At 71.7% G+C, this 18753-nt stretch carries 15 protein-coding genes; 13 read left to right on the top strand and 2 right to left on the bottom strand.

The window, feature by feature from the left end; genetic code table 11:
• Nucleotides 1-150: 150 nt before the first annotated feature.
• The gene (locus ACIGXO_RS04895; protein WP_399780328.1) at nucleotides 151-600 is read right to left on the bottom strand and encodes an SRPBCC family protein; all 450 of its coding nucleotides are present in this window, start codon (nucleotides 598-600) and stop codon (nucleotides 151-153) included.
• 302 nt (nucleotides 601-902) lie between these two features.
• Between ACIGXO_RS04895 and ACIGXO_RS04890 the strand changes: the two genes are divergently transcribed.
• On the top strand, nucleotides 903-1592 hold the full coding sequence (locus ACIGXO_RS04890) for a GntR family transcriptional regulator (RefSeq protein ID WP_399780326.1): 690 nt from the start codon (nucleotides 903-905) through the stop codon (nucleotides 1590-1592).
• 56 nt (nucleotides 1593-1648) lie between these two features.
• Here ACIGXO_RS04890 and ACIGXO_RS04885 read toward each other — a convergent pair whose 3' ends face one another.
• Nucleotides 1649-2461, bottom strand: a complete 813-nt coding sequence (locus ACIGXO_RS04885; protein WP_399780323.1) for a class I SAM-dependent methyltransferase — start codon at nucleotides 2459-2461, stop codon at nucleotides 1649-1651.
• 267 nt (nucleotides 2462-2728) lie between these two features.
• On the opposite strand from ACIGXO_RS04885, the gene ACIGXO_RS04880 reads away from it, so the two are divergent.
• The 12 genes from ACIGXO_RS04880 (at nucleotide 2729) to ACIGXO_RS04825 (ending at nucleotide 18748) form a co-directional block, all read left to right on the top strand.
• Nucleotides 2729-3910: an ROK family protein gene (locus ACIGXO_RS04880; RefSeq protein ID WP_399780320.1), complete on the top strand. Its 1182-nt coding sequence runs from the start codon at nucleotides 2729-2731 to the stop codon at nucleotides 3908-3910.
• A gap of 229 nt (nucleotides 3911-4139) precedes the next feature.
• A complete protein-coding gene (locus tag ACIGXO_RS04875; RefSeq protein WP_399780317.1) occupies nucleotides 4140-5864 on the top strand; it encodes a sugar ABC transporter ATP-binding protein in 1725 nt (574 codons plus the stop codon).
• The gene (locus ACIGXO_RS04870; protein WP_399780314.1) at nucleotides 5861-6892 is read left to right on the top strand and encodes an ABC transporter permease; all 1032 of its coding nucleotides are present in this window, start codon (nucleotides 5861-5863) and stop codon (nucleotides 6890-6892) included. Before ACIGXO_RS04875 ends, ACIGXO_RS04870 begins: the two co-directional genes overlap by 4 nt.
• 104 nt (nucleotides 6893-6996) lie before the next feature.
• Entirely contained in the window at nucleotides 6997-8016 is a 1020-nt protein-coding gene (locus ACIGXO_RS04865; RefSeq protein WP_399780311.1) for a substrate-binding domain-containing protein, read from the top strand.
• A 79-nt stretch (nucleotides 8017-8095) separates the two neighbouring features.
• On the top strand, nucleotides 8096-9271 hold the full coding sequence (locus ACIGXO_RS04860) for a Gfo/Idh/MocA family protein (protein ID WP_399780308.1): 1176 nt from the start codon (nucleotides 8096-8098) through the stop codon (nucleotides 9269-9271).
• Nucleotides 9272-9352: 81 nt separating this feature from the next.
• The gene (locus tag ACIGXO_RS04855; RefSeq protein WP_399780305.1) at nucleotides 9353-10360 is read left to right on the top strand and encodes a sugar phosphate isomerase/epimerase family protein; all 1008 of its coding nucleotides are present in this window, start codon (nucleotides 9353-9355) and stop codon (nucleotides 10358-10360) included.
• Nucleotides 10361-10562: 202 nt separating this feature from the next.
• Nucleotides 10563-13013 carry a PQQ-dependent sugar dehydrogenase gene (locus ACIGXO_RS04850; protein ID WP_399780302.1) on the top strand — a complete coding sequence of 817 codons (2451 nt, stop codon included), beginning with the start codon at nucleotides 10563-10565 and terminating at the stop codon, nucleotides 13011-13013.
• Nucleotides 13014-13184: 171 nt separating this feature from the next.
• A complete protein-coding gene (locus ACIGXO_RS04845; protein WP_399780299.1) occupies nucleotides 13185-14591 on the top strand; it encodes a ThuA domain-containing protein in 1407 nt (468 codons plus the stop codon).
• 26 nt (nucleotides 14592-14617) lie between these two features.
• Nucleotides 14618-15802, top strand: a complete 1185-nt coding sequence (locus ACIGXO_RS04840; RefSeq protein WP_399780296.1) for an inositol-3-phosphate synthase — start codon at nucleotides 14618-14620, stop codon at nucleotides 15800-15802.
• Between the two features lie 23 nt (nucleotides 15803-15825).
• Nucleotides 15826-17055: an SCO3242 family prenyltransferase gene (locus ACIGXO_RS04835; RefSeq protein ID WP_399780293.1), complete on the top strand. Its 1230-nt coding sequence runs from the start codon at nucleotides 15826-15828 to the stop codon at nucleotides 17053-17055.
• Entirely contained in the window at nucleotides 17052-18023 is a 972-nt protein-coding gene (locus tag ACIGXO_RS04830; RefSeq protein WP_399780290.1) for a sugar phosphate isomerase/epimerase family protein, read from the top strand. Before ACIGXO_RS04835 ends, ACIGXO_RS04830 begins: the two co-directional genes overlap by 4 nt.
• Entirely contained in the window at nucleotides 18017-18748 is a 732-nt protein-coding gene (locus tag ACIGXO_RS04825) for an EboA domain-containing protein (protein WP_399780287.1), read from the top strand. Before ACIGXO_RS04830 ends, ACIGXO_RS04825 begins: the two co-directional genes overlap by 7 nt.
• Nucleotides 18749-18753 lie beyond the last annotated feature (5 nt).

The following is an 18753-nucleotide window of genomic DNA, read 5'->3' as shown; positions in this document are numbered from 1 at the left end:
CTGCGGTCTGTGTTCGCCAAAGGCGTTCACCGGAAACGTCCGCCAACGGCGTTCGCCAGAAGCGTTCCCCTGAAACGCGGCGGCGGCCCGGCCGGAGAGTGTTCCGGTCGGGCCGCCGCGCTCAGCGTTCAGCGGCTGCGTCGCCCCTGGTCAGACCTCGCCGCGCCAGGCGCCGGTCTCCGTGCCGCGCGACTCGATGAACTTCTTGAAGCGCTCCAGGTCGCCGGTGGCCTGACGGCGGACGAAGCCGAGCTTGTCGCCGACCGTGTCGGCGATGCCCTCCGGGTCGTGCTCCAGCTGGAGCATCACCTTGGTGTGCTGGTCATCGAGGCGGTGGAAGGTCACCACGCCGGCCTGGCGTGCCTCACCCGCCACGGTGGTCCACGCGACCCGCTCGTCGGGAATCTGCTCGGTGATCTCCGCGTCGAACTCGCGGGACACCCCTCCGATCTTGGTGACCCAGTGGGTCAGTGTGGGTGTGCGCTGCTCGATGCGCTCGACCCCGTCCATGAACCGGGGGAACTCCTCGAACTGTGTCCACTGGTTGTAGGCCACCGGTACCGGGACGGCCACCTCGACCGATTCCTCGATCTTCGACATGATCCGGGCTCCTCCTCTCGTGAACGTGCAGGGCTCACCGCGTACCCGCGAAGTCCGTGTCAACGCAGGGAAACCGAGTCCCGATCCGCTCGTTGAGGTGATACAGATCACCGGCGCGTGCTGTGTACGGTAAGTTGCGCTCGGTAGACTGTAGACGATAACCAATCGCCGTCCGGCGTCTCCGAGTCGTGGAGCCCCACGAAGCTCTGCGAAGCCCCGCGTAGTTCCGCGCGATTCAGCGAAGTTCCGTGGAGTCCCGGAGCCCCGGAGTACCGGCGTCCGAGTCGTAGAGGGGGACCGCGATGCTGTCCACTGGGCTGCCGCAAGGGGCCGTGCCGAAGCTCGAACGCCCCGGCCCGTTGCGCGAGCGTGTTTACGAAGCACTGCTCGAACTCATCACCACCCGCGCCCTGCAGCCCGGCCAGCACCTGGTCGAGAGTGAACTCGCGGGTCACCTCGGCGTCTCCCGGCAGCCGGTGCGCGAGGCGCTGCAGCGGCTGAACACCGACGGCTGGGTCGACCTGCGCCCCGCGCAGGGCGCGTTCGTGCACGAGCCGACCGAGGCGGAGGCCGACCAGCTGCTGAGCGTGCGGACCCTGCTGGAGGCGGAGGCGGCCAGGCTCGCCGCCCTCACTTGTGATTCTCCGGATGGCATCGAGGAGCTGCGGGAGCTGTGCGACCGGGGTGAGCAGGCGGTGCGCGCCGACGCCGTGGACCTGGCCGTCGCTACGAACGCTGAGTTCCACGCCAAGATCGTGGAGATGGCCGGCAACGCCGTGCTGGCCGAGCTGGCCGAGCAGGTCGGCCGGCGGGTGCGTTGGTACTACACGCCGGTCGCCCGGCAGCGCGGCCAGCAGTCCTGGATCGAACACCGCGAGCTGATCGAGCTGATCGCCGAAGGTGATGGTCCCCGCGCCGCGGAGATGATGCGCACCCACACCGAGCACACCCGCCAAACGTACCGCCAGCGGGTGCGCGCCATGCGCTCCTGAAGAGCTGTACGAGTGAAGAGCTGTACGAGGGAGGGGAGTTCGTCGGCCGATGGCCGTTACGGCCGGGTGGCGTCCCCGGCGCTGCGGAACAGTGCCGTCCAGAGGAACGGCTCACCGAAGCGCGGGGACTCCGGCGGCTCGTCCCGCATACGGCGCAGCTCCACCTCCATGAGGTCGGAGAAGATACGGCGCAGCGACTCCGCGGTGTACGCGATGCCGCCGTGCAGGCCGGCCCCGGACTGCCGGTAGAAGTCCTCGTCAGGAACCTCCGAGCCCATCCCGCCGGCCGCGAAGCAGGTCAGCCCGAAGTGGCCGCCGGGGGCGAGCGCCCGGTCGAGGAGCGCGAGGTAGCTGATGCGGCGGTGCGGCGGCAGGTGATGGAAGCAGCCGGAGTCGTAGATCAGGTCGTACGGGCCGGCGAGCGCGCCGTCGACGAGCGTGAAGGCGTCACCGCAGTGAAAGGTGACCTTGCCCCCGGCCCCGGCTCCGGCCCCGGATTCTGACCCGTCCCCGCCGCCGGACCCGGCACCCGTCCCGGCCTCGCGGGCGCGGTCCTCGGCCCAGGCGATGGCCGCCGGGGAGAGGTCGACGGCATCCACTTCGAAGCCCAGTGAGGCGAGGTGCAGGGCGTTGCGGCCCGGTCCGCAGCCCAGGTCCAGGGCGCGCCCCGGCGTGATCAGCCCGCGTTCGAGGTACGAGACCAGGCTCTCGTCCGGTTTCGCCACGAAGAACGGCACCTCTCGGGTGCGGTCCGCGTAGAAGTCGTCCCACCAGGAGGCCCCGCCCGTCGTCCAGCGGTCGGCCTCCGGCGCGAACAGGCCGTCCAGGAGCCTCAGTACATCGTCGACAGTACGTATGTGCCGGTCCACCCGGTCCCCCTTCCCTCTCCGGTGATCGTAGACATCGCGGCCCCGCAGCCCCACAGCCCCGCAGTCCCGCAGCGCTCGTGCGCAAGACTTTGTCCCGAGTCAGGAGAAAGTAGGGGCGGATTCTGTCCGTAGTACTTCCTCGTTCGGACAAGCGCTGCTACGTTCCCCTCGAAAGCCCGGTGGGACGACTGAAAACGGTCGTCCGTATACACCGGGCGCGACCAGACTCGACGGTGCCGAGTACGGCTGGAGGGCGGCGTGAGGCGCATGACGGCGAGGCCCGCGAACGCGCACCAGGCACGGCTCCTTCGCCTGCTGCGCGACCAGGGGCCCAACTCCCGTGCACAGCTGGGCGACCAGGTCGACCTGTCACGTTCCAAGCTCGCGGTGGAGGTCGACCGCCTACTGGATACCGGCCTCGTCGTCGCCGACGGGCTCGCCGCCTCCCGGGGCGGCCGCCGCTCCCACAACATCCGGCTCGCGCCCTCGCTGCGCTTCCTCGGCGTCGACATCGGCGCGACCTCGGTCGACGTGGCGGTCACCAACGCCGAGCTGGAGGTGCTCGGCCACCTCACCCAGCCGATGGACGTACGGGCCGGACCGGTCGCCGTCTTCGAGCAAGTACTCACGCTGGCAGCCAAGTTGAAGGACAGCGGACTCGCCGAGGGCTTCGACGGGGCGGGCATCGGTGTACCGGGCCCGGTCCGTTTCCCCGAGGGCGTGCCGGTCGCGCCGCCGATCATGCCGGGCTGGGACGGCTTCCCCGTACGGGAAGCGCTGAGCCAGGAGCTGGGCTGCCCGGTCATGGTCGACAACGACGTGAACCTCATGGCGCTGGGGGAGCAGCACGCGGGCGTGGCCCGTACCTCGCAGGACTTCCTCTGCGTCAAGATCGGCACGGGCATCGGCTGCGGCATCGTCGTCGGCGGTGAGGTCTACCGCGGTACGACCGGCAGCGCCGGCGACATCGGCCACATCCAGGTCGAGCCGAACGGGCGCCGCTGCGCCTGCGGCAACGCCGGCTGCCTGGAGGCGTACTTCGGTGGCGCCGCGCTCGCCCGCGACGCGGAGGACGCGGCACGCGACGGCCGCTCGGTCACGCTCGCGGCCCGTCTCGAGGCGGCGGGCGCGCTCGCCGCGTCGGACGTGTCCGTGGCCGCCTCGGCTGGTGACGCCACCGCACTGGAGCTGATCAAGGAAGGCGGCACCCGCACCGGGCAGGTCATCGCCGGGCTCGTCAGCTTCTTCAACCCGGGTCTCGTGGTGATCGGCGGCGGTGTGACCGGCCTCGGCCACACGCTGCTGGCCGCGATCCGTACGCAGGTCTACCACCAGTCGCTGCCGCTGGCGACCGGCAACCTCCCTATCGTTCTTGGTGAGTTGGGGCAGCTGGCCGGTGTGACCGGCGCGGCCCGGCTGATCAGCGACCACCTGTTCTCGCCTGCCTGAGCCGATCCCGGACTTCCGGTCCGGGTGACGCACCGTCACCCGGCCCGGCGCTCGACCCGCACCACCGCTCCAGCGCCGTCCGCACCACTGCTCCAGCGCCGCAGAAGCCGTACCCGTACGAGCCGCACCGCAGCACCAACGCCCCACGCGCCCTTCCGCGATGCCGCATGCCCGCATGCGCGCCGCTCCGCCCTGCCCGCTCACCGGCGTACCGCCGAGGAGGCCCGTCATGGCACCAGCGCACCGCCCCGCACCACCGCCGCCCGCGGCGCACGAACCCGCCGGACCGCTGCTCACCATGGCCGGCATCACCAAGTCCTTCCCCGGCGTCCGCGCGCTGGACGGCGTCGACCTGGACGTCGTCGCGGGCGAGGTGCACTGCCTGCTCGGCCAGAACGGCGCCGGCAAGTCCACCCTGATCAAGGTGCTGGCCGGCGCCCATCAGCCCGACGGCGGCACCATCCGCTGGCGCGGCGAGACCGTCTCCCTCAAGTCCCCGATCGCCGCCATGCGGCTGGGCATCGCCACCATCTACCAGGAGCTGGACCTGGTGGAGCACATGTCCGTCGCGGAGAACGTCTTCCTCGGGCACGAGCGCGCCACCGGCGGCTTCATCCGTACCGGGGAGGCCCGCGAGCGGACCGCCGAACTGCTCGCCCGCCTCGGCCACCCGGAGATCGATCCCGGCACACTCGTCGGCCGGCTCTCCGCCGCCGGACAGCAGATCGCGTCCATGGCCCGAGCCCTCTCGCACGACGTACGGCTGATCGTCATGGACGAGCCGTCCGCCGCGCTCGACCCCGACGAGGTCGACAACCTCTTCCGTATCGTCGCCGCGCTCACCGCCTCCGGCGTCGCCGTCGTCTACATCTCGCACCGGCTGGAGGAGATCCGCCGGATCGGCGACCGTGTGACGGTACTGAAGGACGGGCGGACGGCCGCGCGCGGCCTGGACGCGCACGCCACCCCGACCCGCGACATCGTCGCCCTGATGACCGGCCGCGACGTCGAGTACGTCTTCCCCGAACGGCGCGCGGCCACCGACCACCCGGCAGCCACCGACCACCCGGCGCCCACCGACCACCCGGCGCCCACCGGCCACCCGTCAGCCAGCAGCCACCCGGACCCGACGCGCGCGGCCCCGGACCGCCCCGCCCCCGTCCTCAGTGTCGAAGGGCTCGCCCGCGAAGGCGAGTTCGGGCCGGTCGACTTCCGACTGCGTCCCGGCGAGATCCTCGGCCTCGCCGGACTCGTCGGCTCGGGCCGCTCGGAAATACTGGAGACCGTATACGGTGCACGGCGGCCCACCGCCGGACGGGTGCTGGTCGACGGTCGACCGCTGCGCCCCGGCAGCGTCACCGCCGCCGTACGCGCCGGACTCGGCCTCGCCCCCGAGGAACGCAAGTCCCAGGCGCTGCTGCTCCTGGAGTCCGTCAGCCGTAACGTTTCCCTCTCCTCGCTGCCGCGCTTCGCCCGGGCCGGCTGGCTGGACCGGCATGCCGAACGGACCGGCGCCCTCGCCGCCACCCGCGACCTCTCGCTGCGCCCCGACGACCCGGACCGCCCCGTCCGCACCCTCTCCGGCGGCAACCAGCAGAAGGCCGTACTGGCCCGCTGGCTGCTCCGCGGCTGCCGCGTACTGCTCCTGGACGAGCCCACCCGCGGCGTGGACGTCGGCGCGCGCGCCGAGCTGTACGCGCTGATCAGGCGGCTCGCGGACGACGGCATGGCCGTCCTGCTGGTCTCCAGCGAGGTGCCCGAGGTGCTCGGGCTGGCCGACCGGGTGCTCGTCCTGCGCGAGGGCCGGGTCGTGCACGAGGGGGACGCGGCGGCACTGGACGAGCACCGGGTCCTCGACCTGGTCATGAGCGAAGGCCCGGGGCCCGTACCGGCCCCGGCAGGCACCACCCGCGAGGAGACGCCGGCCCCGACACCGCGAGGAGACCGCCCGTGAACACCTCCGAAGGACACGCCCTCCCGGCCGAGGCGGGCAGCGCGCCGCCGGGCCCCGCCGCGCCGGTCACCAAGGACACCGGGCGCGCCCGCCCCCGGCACCGTCCCGACCTGCGCAACCTCTCGCTGCTCGGCGTGCTCGCCGCACTCGTACTGGTCGGCGCGCTCACCAAGCTCGAGCAGTTCCTGAGCGTGCAGAACCTGCAGCTCGTGCTCACCCAGGCATCCGTCATCGGCGTGGTGACCGTCGGCGTCACGTTCGTCATCATCGGCGGCGGCATCGACCTGTCGGTCGGCGCGATGGTCGCGCTCGCCACCGTATGGGCGACGACCGTGGCCACCCAGAGCTACGGCCTCGGCGGCATCCTGTTGTGCGCCCTCTGCGTGGGCCTGGGCTGCGGGCTGGTCAACGGACTGCTGGTGTCGCTCGGCGGGATGGTGCCCTTCATCGCCACCCTCGCCATGCTCGCCTCGGCACGCGGCCTCGCCCTCCAGATCAGCGACGGCAGGACGCAGGTCGTCTCCGTCGAACCGGTACTGGAACTGGGCCGCCGGGACGCGTACCTGCTCGGCATCCCGCCGATAGTCCTGGTCTTCGCCGTCGTCACCGTCGTCGGCTGGCTGCTGCTGAACCGTACGACCTTCGGCCGGCGCACCGTCGCGGTCGGCGGCAACCCGGAGGCGGCCCGGCTGGCGGGCATCGACGTACGCCGCCAGCGCCTGCTGCTCTACCTGCTGTCCGGACTGTGCTGCGGCATCGCGGCCTTCCTGCTGATCGTGCTGACCGGCTCCGGACAGAACACCAACGGCAACCTCTACGAACTCGACGCCATCGCCGCGGCCATCATCGGCGGCACCCTCCTCAGCGGCGGCCGCGGCACCATCACCGGCTCCGTCCTGGGCGTCCTCGTCTTCACCACGATCACCAACCTCTTCGCCCTGAACAACCTGGAGACCGCCGTCCAGCAGATCGCCAAGGGCGCCATCATCGTCGCCGCCGTACTGGTACAGAAGGGCCGCAAGTCATGACGCAGCGCATACCGTCTACACCCGGATCGTCTACAGCCCGGTCGTCTACACCGCGATCGTCTACAGCACACACTCCGGACGGTCCGGGAACCAGCCGCAGGAACATGCTCTTCGGTGCCGCGGCCGTCTCCGCCGGCGCCTTCCTCACCGCCTGCACCAGCAACGAGAACAACGCCTCGGCCGGCACCGGCAAGCAGCAGCAGGCCGGGGGAGTGGACGACAAGCCCGGCAAGAAGGTCACCATCGGCTTCGCCGGGCCGCAGGCCGACCACGGCTGGCTGAACGCGATCAACCAGAACGCCAAGGAGCGCGCGAAGCAGTACGAGGACGTCACCCTGGAGATCACCGAGGGTTCGAACGACACCGCCCAGCAGATCGGGCAGATCGAGACCCTGATCAACAAGAAGGTCGACGTACTGGTCATCCTGCCCGCCGACGGCAAGGCGCTCACCCAGGTCGGCCTGAAGGCCATGCGGGCGGGCATCCCCGTCGTCAACCTCGACCGGGTCTTCGCCTCCCAGCAGGCGTACCGCTGCTGGGTCGGCGGCGACAACTACGGCATGGGCCTGAACGCCGGGCACTACATCGGCGAGCAGCTGAAGGACAAGAAGAACGCCAAGGTCGTCGAGCTCGCCGGGATCGACAACCTGGAGCTGACCCGGCAGCGCACCAAGGGCTTCGACGACGCCCTGAAGAACTACCCGAACATCGAGAAGGTGGGCCGGCAGGCGGCTGAGTTCACCGTCGAGTCGGGCCAGTCCAAGATGGCCGGGCTGCTGCAGGCGCACCCCGACTTCGACGCCCTGTGGAACCACGACGACGACCAGGGCGTGGGCGCCGAGCGCGCCATCGAACAGGCGGGCAGGGACGGCTTCCTCATGGTCGGCGGCGCCGGTTCCCGCAAGGTCATGGACACCATCAAGGCCGGCAACTCCGTCCTGAAGGCCACCGTGCTCTACCCGCCCACGATGTCCGCCTCCGCGATCGACCTGGCCCGCGCGCTGGGGCAGGGCAAGGGGGTCAGCGGCATGGCCGAGCTGGAAATCCCCGCCTCGATCACCCTGTACTCCGCCGTGGTCACCAAGGACAACGTCGACGAGTACCTGCCGAGCGGCTTCAACTGACGCGGGCGTCCCGCCGGCGCCGTGAGCCCGGCCGCGCGCCCCGTTCCCCCACACCCGACCACCACCGATGAGGTGATGCATGGACGACAACGCGAAGGACCCCACCCCCGACGGCCGCCCCGTACTGGGGATCGGCATGGTCGGCTACGCCTTCATGGGCGCCGCGCACTCCCAGGGCTGGCGCACCGCCGCCCGGGTCTTCGACCTGCCGCTGCGCCCCGCCATGAACGCCGTGTGCGGCCGGGACGCCGGTGCCGTACGCGCCGCCGCCGACCGCCTCGGCTGGGCCGCGGCGGAGACCGACTGGCGCGCCCTGATCGCCCGCGACGACGTCGACCTGGTCGACATCTGCACACCCGGCGACAGTCACGCCGAGATCGCCCTCGCGGCCCTCGAAGCGGGCAAGCACGTCCTGTGCGAGAAGCCGCTGGCCAACTCCGTGGCGGAGGCGGAGGCCATGACGGCCGCCGCCGAGGCGGCGCGGGCCCGCGGCCGGATCGCCATGGTCGGCTTCAACTACCGCCGTACACCTGCGATGACGCTCGCCCGCCGCTTCGTCGCGGAGGGCCGCATCGGTACGCTGCGCCAGCTGCGCGCCACGTACCTCCAGGACTGGCTGGTCGACCCGCTGGCCCCGATGACCTGGCGGCTGCGCAAGGACAGCGCGGGCTCCGGCGCGCTCGGCGACCTCGGCGCGCATATTGTCGACCTCGCACAGTATCTCGCGGGGGAGCTGCTGACGGGCGTCTCGGCGGTCACCGAGACCTTCGTACGGCAGCGGCCGCTGCCCTCGGGCGGTGGCACGGGCGAGGTGACGGTCGACGACGCCGCGCTGTTCACCGGCCGGTTCGCCTCGGGTGCGCTGGCGTCCTTCGAGGCCAGCCGGGTCGCCGCCGGCCGCAAGAACTCGCTCCGCATCGAGGTCAACGGCGACCGCGGCTCGCTCTCCTTCGACCTGGAACGCCTCAACGAGCTGTCCTTCCACGACCACACCGAGCCGGCCGAGGCCGCCGGTTTCCGCCGCATCCTGGTCACCGAGCCCGACCACCCGTACCTGGAGGCGTGGTGGCCGCCGGGCCACGGCCTCGGGTACGAGCACACCTTCGTCCACCAGGCCCGCGACCTGGTGCACGCCATCGCGGCGGGCACCGATCCCGCGCCGTCCTTCGCCGACGGCCTGCGGGTGCAGCGCGTGCTGGCGGCGGTCGAGGAGAGCGCCGCCAAGAATTCTGCATACACCCCGATTGTCGACTGAGGACAAACGACAACTGAGGAAACCGACGACCCACGACTGACACCGGTCGACCGACGACCGTCCGCCGAGGAGGCTCCCCGTATGCCCCGCCCCTTCACGCTCTTCACCGGCCAGTGGGCCGACCTGCCCCTGGAGGAGGTCTGCCGGCTGGCCCGCGACTTCGGTTACGACGGCCTCGAACTCGCCTGCTGGGGCGACCACTTCGAGGTCGACAAGGCGCTGGCCGACCCCGGTTACCTGGACGGCCGGCGGCAGCTCCTGGACAAGTACGGCCTGAAGTGCTGGGCCGTCTCCAACCACCTGGTGGGCCAAGCGGTCTGTGACGCGATCATCGACGAGCGGCACCAGGCGATCCTGCCGGCGCGCATCTGGGGCGACGGCGAGCCCGAGGGCGTACGGCAGCGGGCGGCGGCCGAGATGAAGGACACCGCGCGGGCCGCCGCGGCCTTCGGCGTCCGTACGGTCGTCGGCTTCACCGGCTCCGCCGTCTGGCACCTGGTCGCGATGTTCCCGCCGGTCCTGCCCGGCATGATCGAGCGCGGCTACGAGGACTTCGCCGAGCGCTGGAATCCGGTACTGGACGTCTTCGACGCCGAGGGCGTGCGCTTCGCCCACGAGGTCCACCCGAGCGAGATCGCGTACGACTACTGGACCACCCAGCAGGCCCTGGAGGCAGTCGGCCACCGGCCCGCCTTCGGGCTCAACTTCGACCCGTCCCACTTCGTCTGGCAGGACCTGGACCCGGTCGGCTTCCTCTGGGACTTCCGCGACCGGATCTACCACGTCGACTGCAAGGAGGCCAGGAAGCGCCTCGACGGCCGCAACGGCCGGCTCGGCTCCCACCTGCCCTGGGGCGACCCGCGACGCGGCTGGGACTTCGTCTCCGCCGGGCACGGTGACGTCCCGTGGGAGGACTGCTTCCGAATGCTGCGTTCGATCGGGTACGAGGGGCCGGTGTCGGTGGAGTGGGAGGACGCCGGCATGGACCGGCTGCAGGGCGCCCCCGAGGCGCTGGCCCGGCTCAAGGCGTACGACTACGAGCCGCCGACGGCGTCGTTCGACGCGGCGTTCGGCAGCGCGGACAGCTGACGGGGCATCCACCATCCACCATCCGTCTTTGTCCTTCTGGGGGCAGAAGTCCCCATCATCAACGTCAAAGGTCTATCCGTAACGAGCAAACGCGACTACCTTCGCCCCTGGTGTCACGTACACGTACATGAGGCTCGCACAGCGCACTGAACTCCCAGCACCGCCCACCGCACGGCACTTCAACCCGCCCGGGAGGCACCGCGTGCACAGAAGACGTCTCAGAATCCGCTCCGCGCTGGCCCTTTTCACGGGCGGTCTGCTCGCCGCAGGCACGCTCGCGGCCGGCATCACCCCCACCTCCGCCGTGTCGACCGCTCCGGCGGCCGCCGCCGAGGACTTCCAGCAGGTCACCCTCGCCAAGGGCGAGCCGGAGATGGGCGAGCCGATGACGCTCGCCGTCCTCCCCGACCGCTCGGTCCTGCACACGTCCCGCGACGGCACGCTCCGGCTGACCGACGCCACCGGTTACACCAAGGTCGCCGGCAAGCTCCCCGTCTACACCCACGACGAGGAGGGCCTGCAAGGCGTCGGCGTCGACCCGGGCTTCAAGGACAACCGGTTCATCTACCTGTTTTACGCGCCGCCGCTGGACACCCCCGCCGGTGACGCGCCCGACAACGGCACGGCCGCCGACTTCGCCAAGTTCGACGGCCTGAACCGGCTGTCCCGCTTCGTCCTCAAGGAGGACGGCACGCTGGACACCGCCAGCGAGAAGAAGATCCTGGAGGTGCCCACCTCGCGCGGGATCTGCTGCCACGTCGGCGGCGACATCGACTTCGACGCGCAGGGCAATCTGTACCTCTCCACCGGCGACGACTCCAACCCGTTCGCCTCCGACGGCTACACGCCCATCGACGAGCGCGCCGACCGCAACCCCGCGTACGACGCCCAGCGCACCTCCGCCAACACCAACGACCTGCGCGGCAAGATCCTGCGCATCAAGGTCAACGCCGACGGCTCGTACGACATCCCCGAGGGCAATCTCTTCGCGCCCGGCACCGAGAAGACCCGGCCCGAGATCTACGCCATGGGCTTCCGCAACCCCTTCCGGATGACCGTCGACAAGCCCACCGGCATCGTCTACGTCGGCGACTACGGCCCCGACGCCGGCGCCGCCAGCCCCACCCGCGGCCCGGCCGGGCAGGTCGAGTTCGCCCGCGTCACCAAGGCCGGCAACTACGGCTGGCCGTACTGCACCGGCGACAACGACGCCTACATCGACTACGACTTCGCCACCGGCGATTCCGGCGAGGCATTCGACTGCGCCGCGCCCAAGAACACCTCGGTCCACAACACCGGCCTGACCGACCTGCCGCCGGCCCAGGCCGCGTGGATACCGTATGACAACGCCTCCGTACCGGAGTTCGGCAGCGGATCCGAGTCCCCGATGGGCGGTCCGGTCTACCGTTACGACGCCGCGCTGGACTCCAAGGTGAAGTTCCCCGAGGCGTACGACGGCGACTTCTTCGCCGGTGAGTTCGGCCGCCGCTGGATCAAGCGCATCGAGAAGGCCGACGACGGCACCGTCCAGTCCATCAACGCCTTCCCCTGGAACGGCACCCAGGTCATGGACATGGCCTTCGGCCCCGACGGCGCGCTGTACGTACTGGACTACGGCACGGGTTACTTCAACGGTGACGCCAACTCCGCGCTGTACCGCATCGAGAACGCCACCGACGGCCACTCGCCGGTCGTCGACGCGAAGGTCGACCGCACCTCGGGCCAGGCGCCGCTGAAGGCGCAGTTCGGCGCGAGCGCGACCGACGCCGACGGCGACGCGATCACCTACAGCTGGGACTTCGGCGACGGCTCCAAGTCCACCGCGCAGAACCCGTCCCACACGTACAAGAAGAACGGCACCTACACGGCGACCGTCACCGCGAAGGACCCGTCCGGCCGCACCGGTTCGGCCAGCGTGCACCTCACGGTCGGCAACACCGCCCCCAAGGTGACGCTCGAACTCCCGGGCAACGGGCAGCTCTTCACCTTCGGCGACAAGGTCCCCTTCAAGGTCAAGGTCACCGACCCCGAGGACGGCCGGATCGACTGCTCGAAGGTCACCGTCACCCACATCCTCGGCCACGACAGCCACGGCCACGCCGTCACCTCGGCCAACGGCTGCGAGGGCACCATCCAGACCCTGGCCGACGGTGAACACGACGCCAACGCCAACATCTTCGGTGTCTTCGACGCCGAGTACACCGACAAGGGCGCGAACGGGCAGCCGGCGCTGACCACCCACGCCCAGAGCATCACCCAGCCGAAGCACCGCCAGGCCGAGCACTACAGCTCCTCCGAGGGAGTGTCGGCCGTGAACCACACGCCGGCCCACGGCGGGAAGACTGTAGGCAATATCCACAATGGTGACTGGATCGGCTTCACCCCGTACCGCGTCTCCGACGCCACGAAGCTGACCGCCCGGGTCGCCTCCGCGGGCACCGGCGGCACGCTGGAGATCCGTACGGGCAAGCCCGACGGCAGGCTGCTCGGCACGGCGAAGGTGCCGGTGACCGGCGGCTGGGAGACGTACACCGACGTCAGCACGGACATCGTGAAGCCGCCCGCCGGAACGACGACGCTCTACCTCGTCTTCAAGGGGAGCGGCACGGGCGCGCTGTACGACGTGGACGACTTCGAGATCACTACGAAGTGACACCGCTGCAGTCGCTGGAGTGACACCACTGCACTGACGGCCGGGACGGCGGGTGGGCCAGGTGGCCCGCCCGCCCCTCGGTCGGCCACATCCCACCCCTCGCCCGGCCGCCTCCGCCCCGAGGCCCCTTGCCCAGCCACCCCCCCCGCTGCTGGAGGAAGGACTCCGCACATGTCCCTGCACAGACCCACCGCAAGACGGCATGCCGTACGGCGGTTCGGCATCACCGCCGTGGCGGCCGCCGCCCTGCTCGCGACCATGGCGCTGCCCGGCACGGCCGCTTCCCAGGACGGGGCGGGCGCGGCCGACGGCGCCCGGGTCCTGGTCTTCTCCAAGACCGCCGGCTTCCGCCACGACTCGATTCCGCAGGGCATCGCCACGGTCAAGGAGCTCGGCGCGGAGCACGGCTTCGCCGTCGACGCGACGGAGGACGCCGGCGCCTTCACCGACGCCAACCTCGCCCGTTACGACGCCGTGGTCTTCCTCTCCACGACCGGGGACGTGCTCGACGCCGCTCAGCAGACCGCCTTCGAGAAGTACATCGGCGAGGGCGGCGGCTACGTCGGGGTGCACGCGGCCGCCGACACCGAGTACGACTGGCCTTTCTACGGCGGTCTGGCCGGCGCGTACTTCCAGTCGCACCCGGCCATCCAGCCCGCGACCGTACGCGTCGAGGACCGGGCCCACCCCGCCACCGCCCACCTGGCGGCGGCCTGGGACCGCACTGATGAGTGGTACAACTACCGCACCAACCCGCGTGATCGCGCCCACGTCCTCGCCACCCTCGACGAGTCGACGTACACCGGCGGCACGATGAGCGGGGACCACCCGCTCGCCTGGTGCCAGGAGTACAGCGGCGGCCGCGCCTTCTACACGGGCGGCGGCCACACCAAGGAGTCCTACGCCGAGCCCGCCTTCCGCACCCACCTCCTCGGCGGTATCCAATATGCGACAGGCCGGGCTCAGGCCGACTGCCGACCGGAGACTGGATACACCGCCCTCTTCGACGGCACCGCGGCGAGCCTGAAGGGCTGGAAGCAGGCAGGCCCCGGCTCCTTCACCCTGAACGAGGACGACGGCACGCTCACCTCCAGCGGTGGCATGGGCATGCTCTGGTACGCGGCCAAGGAGCAGCACGCCTACTCCCTGAAGCTGGACTGGAAGATGGCGAGCGAGTCCGGTGACGACAACTCGGGCGTCTATGTGGGCTTCCCCGCCTCCGACGACCCCTGGTCGGCGGTGAACAACGGCTACGAGATCCAGATCGACGCCACCGACACCCCGGACCACACCACCGGCTCCGTCTACGGCTTCCAGGCCGCGGACATCAAGGCCCGGGACGCCGCTCTGAACCCGCCGGGGGAGTGGAACACCTACGAGATCCGCGTCCAGGGCGAACGCCTGAAGGTCTTCCTCAACGGCCGCAAGATCAACGACTTCACCAACCACGACCCGGCCCGCTCCCTGCGCCAGGGCTACGTCGGCATCCAGAACCACGGCGCCGAAGACCGGGTGGCCTACCGCCACATCCGGATCAAGGAACTGAAGGAACCGGCGGAGAAGGGCGGCCGCGGGTGAGCGGGGACGGGGAGATGGGAGACCGTATGGGTACGGGTAGTGGTGCCGGTGCCGGTGCCGGTTCCGGGCGTACGGGGGTGTGGCTGATCGGCGCGCGCGGGTCGGTCGCGACCACCGTGGTCGCGGGATGCGCGGCGCTTGCGGCCGGGCTGCACGAGCCGACGGGCATGGTCACCGAGACCGCCGCGTTCGCCGACGTCCCGCTGCCACCGCTCGCCTCGCTGGTCTTCGGCGGCCATGACATCACGTCCTGCCCGCTGCCGAAGCGTGCCGAGGAACTGGCCGCGGGCGGCGTACTGCCGCACGGCCTGCCCCGTTCGGTACACGCCGAACTGGCCGCCGCTGATGCCGAGATCCGCCCGGGCGGGCCCCAGCCGGGCGACACACGGGACGACGAGGCACTGGCGGCCGCCTTCGCCACGGACCTGCGTACTTTCCGCAGTACGCATGGGCTGGAGCGGGTGGTCGTGATCAACGTGGCATCGACGGAGCCGGAGCCGGGGCCGGGGCCGGGGTCGGGGCCGGAGTCGGGATCGGGGCCGGGCGGCGATCGGCTCCCGGCCAGCTCCGTCTACGCGCTCGCCGCCCTCCGCGCCGGCTGCCCGTACGTCAACTTCACCCCCTCCACCGGCCTGCACCACCCCCTCCTCCGCGACATGGCCCGCTGCAGCGGCCTCCCGTACGCGGGCCGGGACGGCAAGACCGGCCAGACGCTCCTCCGCTCCGCGCTCGCGCCGATGCTTGCGCAGCGCGCGCTGAACGTACGGGCCTGGTCCGGCACGAACCTGCTCGGCGGGGGAGACGGCGCCGCACTCGCCGACCCGGCCGCCGCTGCCGCGAAGAACGCGGGCAAGGCCGCCGTACTCCGCGACACCCTCGGCGAACTCCCGCCCGGCGACCTCCACATCGACAACGTCCCGGCACTCGGCGACTGGAAGACGGCGTGGGACCACGTCGCGGTCGACGGCTTCCTTGGCAGCCGGGTGATCCTCCAGACCATCTGGCAGGGCTGCGACTCGGCGCTCGCCGCCCCGCTCGTACTGGACCTGGCCCGCCTGGTGGCGGCCGCCCACGCGGCCGGCCTCAGCGGCCCGCTGCCCGGACTCGGCTTCTACTTCAAGGACCCGGACAGCGGCCCGGCCGCCCTGTCGGACCAGTACACGGCCCTCACCACCACCTTTGCCACCCAACTCCGGGAGGCGCTCAGGTGATTCCTCTCCTACGGTTCCTCCGTATGGACGGGTCGGCCCCGGCGCCGGCTCCGGTCTCGGCTGCGGCTTCGGCCTCGGAGTCAGCTCCGGCGTCGGGCTCGGCCTCGGCGTCAGCTCCGCTGTCGGCTTCGGCCCCGATCTCGGCTCCGGCTCGCGGTCGCACCACCGGTCCCAACGGCGAGGGCCCTCGCCACTCGCTCCGCGCCTGGGCGGAGCTGCTGCGGATCTCCGCCCCGGCCAGCGTCCCCGGTGACCTCCTCGCCGGGGCCGCGGCCGCCGGGCTGCGCCCCAACGCCCGTACGGCACTGGCCGCCTGCTCCTCCCTCTGTCTGTACGAAGCCGGCATGGCCCTGAACGACTGGGCCGACCGCGACATCGACGCCCTGGAACGCCCGCACCGCCCCATCCCCTCCGGCCGCATCACCCCCGGTGCGGCCCTCGCCGCGGCCGGCGGGCTGACGGCGGCGAGCCTGGCGTGCGCGGCGGCGGCCGGCCGCCCGGCCCTGGCCACCGCCACCGCCCTCGCCGCCACCGTCTGGGCCTACGATCTCCACCTCAAGAACACTCCCTTAGGCCCCACCGCCATGGCCTGCGCCCGAGCCCTCGACCTCCTCCAGGGCGCCGTCGCAACGACAGGCAGGGGCGACGGTACGAGTGCGAGTACGGGCGCCGGTACGGCTGCGAGCGCTGCTGCGGGCGCGGGTGCCGGAGCGCCGCCGCACTTCGCCTCCCTCCGTACCGCCCCCACCCCCCGCCCGCACACAAGGGCAGCTCTCCGCGCCCTCCCCTCGGCGGCCCTGCTCGGTGCGCACACCTTCACCGTCACCACCGTCTCCCGCCGCGAAGCCCAGGGCTCCTCGTCGTCTCTCCCCCTCCTCGCCCTCGCCGCCGTCACCGCGCTCGCCAACGCAGCAGCCGGCCGCTTCCCCGCCCGCCCGACCCCGGGTGGCAAGACAACCCGCCCACCTGCACAAGCCAACACGGCCCGACGCCCGACACCCACTCCGGCGACGGCCTTCGTGCCTCCCCTCCTCGCCGCGGGCTACGCGGCCACCGCCGCCCGCCCCCTCCTCGTCGCCGCGCTCAACCCGTCACCCCACTTCCTCCAGCGGGCCGTCGGCGGCGGCATCCGCGCGATGATCCCGCTGCAGGCGGCCCTCGCCGCACGCGCCGGTGCGCCGGCCACCGGTGCCGCGGTGCTCGCGCTCATCCCCGTCGCCCGTCGCCTGTCCCGAAAGGTCAGCCCGACATGACCCCAACACCCCCACCAGGCGACGCCCCCACCCCCTCGGTCTCCGCCGCTGCGCCGCCCCTCCGCCTCGCCTACGGAACCAACGGCCTCACCGACCTGCGCCTGACCGACGCCCTCACCCTCCTCTCCGACCTCGGCTACGACGGCGTCGCGCTCACCCTCGACCACATGCACCTCGACCCCCTCGCCCCGGGCCTGGCCGCCCGCACGGCGCGGGTGGCCGACACCCTGCGCGACACGGGCCTCGCCGTCGCGATAGAAACCGGCGCCCGCTACGTACTCGACCCCCTTCGCAAACACCACCCCACCCTCATCGACCCCGACCCGGACGCCCGCGCCGCCCGCACCGACCTGCTGCGCACGGCCGTACGCGTAGGCGCGGACCTGGGCGCCACCGCCGTCCACTGCTTCAGCGGCATACGCGACCCCGGCAGCGCGGACGCCGACTCCTGGCAGCGCCTCGCCACCGCCCTGGACCCCGTCGCCGCGGCGGCCTCGGACGCCGGCCTGCCGCTCGCCGTAGAACCGGAACCCGGCCACCTCCTCTCCGACCTCGCCGGCTTCCACCACCTCCGTACGGTCATGGGCGCGCCCGACCCGGACGTACTCGGGCTGACCCTCGACATCGGCCACTGTCAGTGCCTGGAGCCCGAGTCACCGGCCGACTGCGTACGCGCCGCGGCCCCCTGGACGCGGCACGTCCAGCTGGAGGACATGCGCCGCGGCGTCCACGAACACCTCCCGTTCGGGGACGGCGAGATCGACTTCCCGCCGGTGCTCGCCGCCCTCCGCGACACCGCCTACCAGGGCCTGGTCAGCGTGGAACTTCCCCGCCACTCCCACGCAGGACCCGACCTGGCCCGAACCTCCCTCCACTTCCTCCGCTCCCAACTCCGGCTCTGCTCGGAACCCTCCGCCCCCGCCCCCGATCGCGTCCCCGCCGTACACGGAGGAGGCGGCCGATGCTGACCCCGGACGAATGGATCGCGCGGCTCGACAAGGCACTCCGGGAGCGGCTGGGCGAAGCCGGCCGGGCCTGGCTCGACGAGGCCCTCGCCGAAGCCGCGAGCACGGACGCACCCCCGCCCGCTTGCGGCACCCCCGCCTTACCCCTCCCCGTCTGGGAGATGCGGTTCGCGTCCGCCGGGCGGCACTGCGTGCGGAGGGAACCGCCGCATCATGCCGACCCGGAGGCCGCCGAGGCCGCGCGGGTACTGATCCTGCACAGCGCCCGCGCCGACGCCCCCACCGTCACCCGGCTGTACGACCACGGCACCGCCGCCGAGCGCCGGGCCGTACTCGCCGCGCTGCCGTACCTGCCCCTCAGCACGGACGGCCTGCCGCTCATCGAGGACGCCCTGCGGACGAACGACACGCGGCTGGTCGCCGCGGCCGTGGGCCCGTACGCCGCACAGCACCTCGATGCGCACGCCTGGCGGCACGCCGTACTCAAGTGCCTGTTCACCGGGGTACCGGTGGACGCCGTCACCGGTCTCGCCGAACGCTCCCGCGGCGACGCCGAACTCGCCCGCATGCTCGGCGACTACGCCCGGGAACGCACCTCGGCCGGCCGCCCCGTACCCGACGATCTCTCTCGCGTTCTCGCGCTCACCCAGCTGTCCCCCCTGTCCGCCGGCGCACCCGCCGGCCTGCCCAACGGCACCTTCGCCGGTCCGTCCCCCGAGGAGGCGTAACCCCG

Origin of the sequence: Streptomyces sp. NPDC053542 (genome assembly GCF_044544685.1) — a bacterium.
In the GTDB taxonomy this organism is placed as follows: Bacteria; Actinomycetota; Actinomycetes; order Streptomycetales; family Streptomycetaceae; genus Streptomyces.
Note: the sequence above shows the minus strand (reverse complement) of the source record. Positions and strands in the feature narration are given on the sequence as shown.

Coding starts and splice junctions, on each gene's coding strand:
- ACIGXO_RS04895 (WP_399780328.1), bottom strand. CDS start 600: ATGTCGAAGATCGAGGAATCGGTCGAGGTGGCCGTCCCGGTACCGGTG.
- ACIGXO_RS04890 (WP_399780326.1), top strand. CDS start 903: ATGCTGTCCACTGGGCTGCCGCAAGGGGCCGTGCCGAAGCTCGAACGC.
- ACIGXO_RS04880 (WP_399780320.1), top strand. CDS start 2,729: ATGACGGCGAGGCCCGCGAACGCGCACCAGGCACGGCTCCTTCGCCTG.
- ACIGXO_RS04875 (WP_399780317.1), top strand. CDS start 4,140: ATGGCACCAGCGCACCGCCCCGCACCACCGCCGCCCGCGGCGCACGAA.
- ACIGXO_RS04865 (WP_399780311.1), top strand. CDS start 6,997: ATGCTCTTCGGTGCCGCGGCCGTCTCCGCCGGCGCCTTCCTCACCGCC.
- ACIGXO_RS04860 (WP_399780308.1), top strand. CDS start 8,096: ATGGACGACAACGCGAAGGACCCCACCCCCGACGGCCGCCCCGTACTG.
- ACIGXO_RS04855 (WP_399780305.1), top strand. CDS start 9,353: ATGCCCCGCCCCTTCACGCTCTTCACCGGCCAGTGGGCCGACCTGCCC.
- ACIGXO_RS04845 (WP_399780299.1), top strand. CDS start 13,185: ATGTCCCTGCACAGACCCACCGCAAGACGGCATGCCGTACGGCGGTTC.
- ACIGXO_RS04840 (WP_399780296.1), top strand. CDS start 14,618: ATGGGTACGGGTAGTGGTGCCGGTGCCGGTGCCGGTTCCGGGCGTACG.
- ACIGXO_RS04835 (WP_399780293.1), top strand. CDS start 15,826: ATGGACGGGTCGGCCCCGGCGCCGGCTCCGGTCTCGGCTGCGGCTTCG.
- ACIGXO_RS04830 (WP_399780290.1), top strand. CDS start 17,052: ATGACCCCAACACCCCCACCAGGCGACGCCCCCACCCCCTCGGTCTCC.
- ACIGXO_RS04825 (WP_399780287.1), top strand. CDS start 18,017: ATGCTGACCCCGGACGAATGGATCGCGCGGCTCGACAAGGCACTCCGG.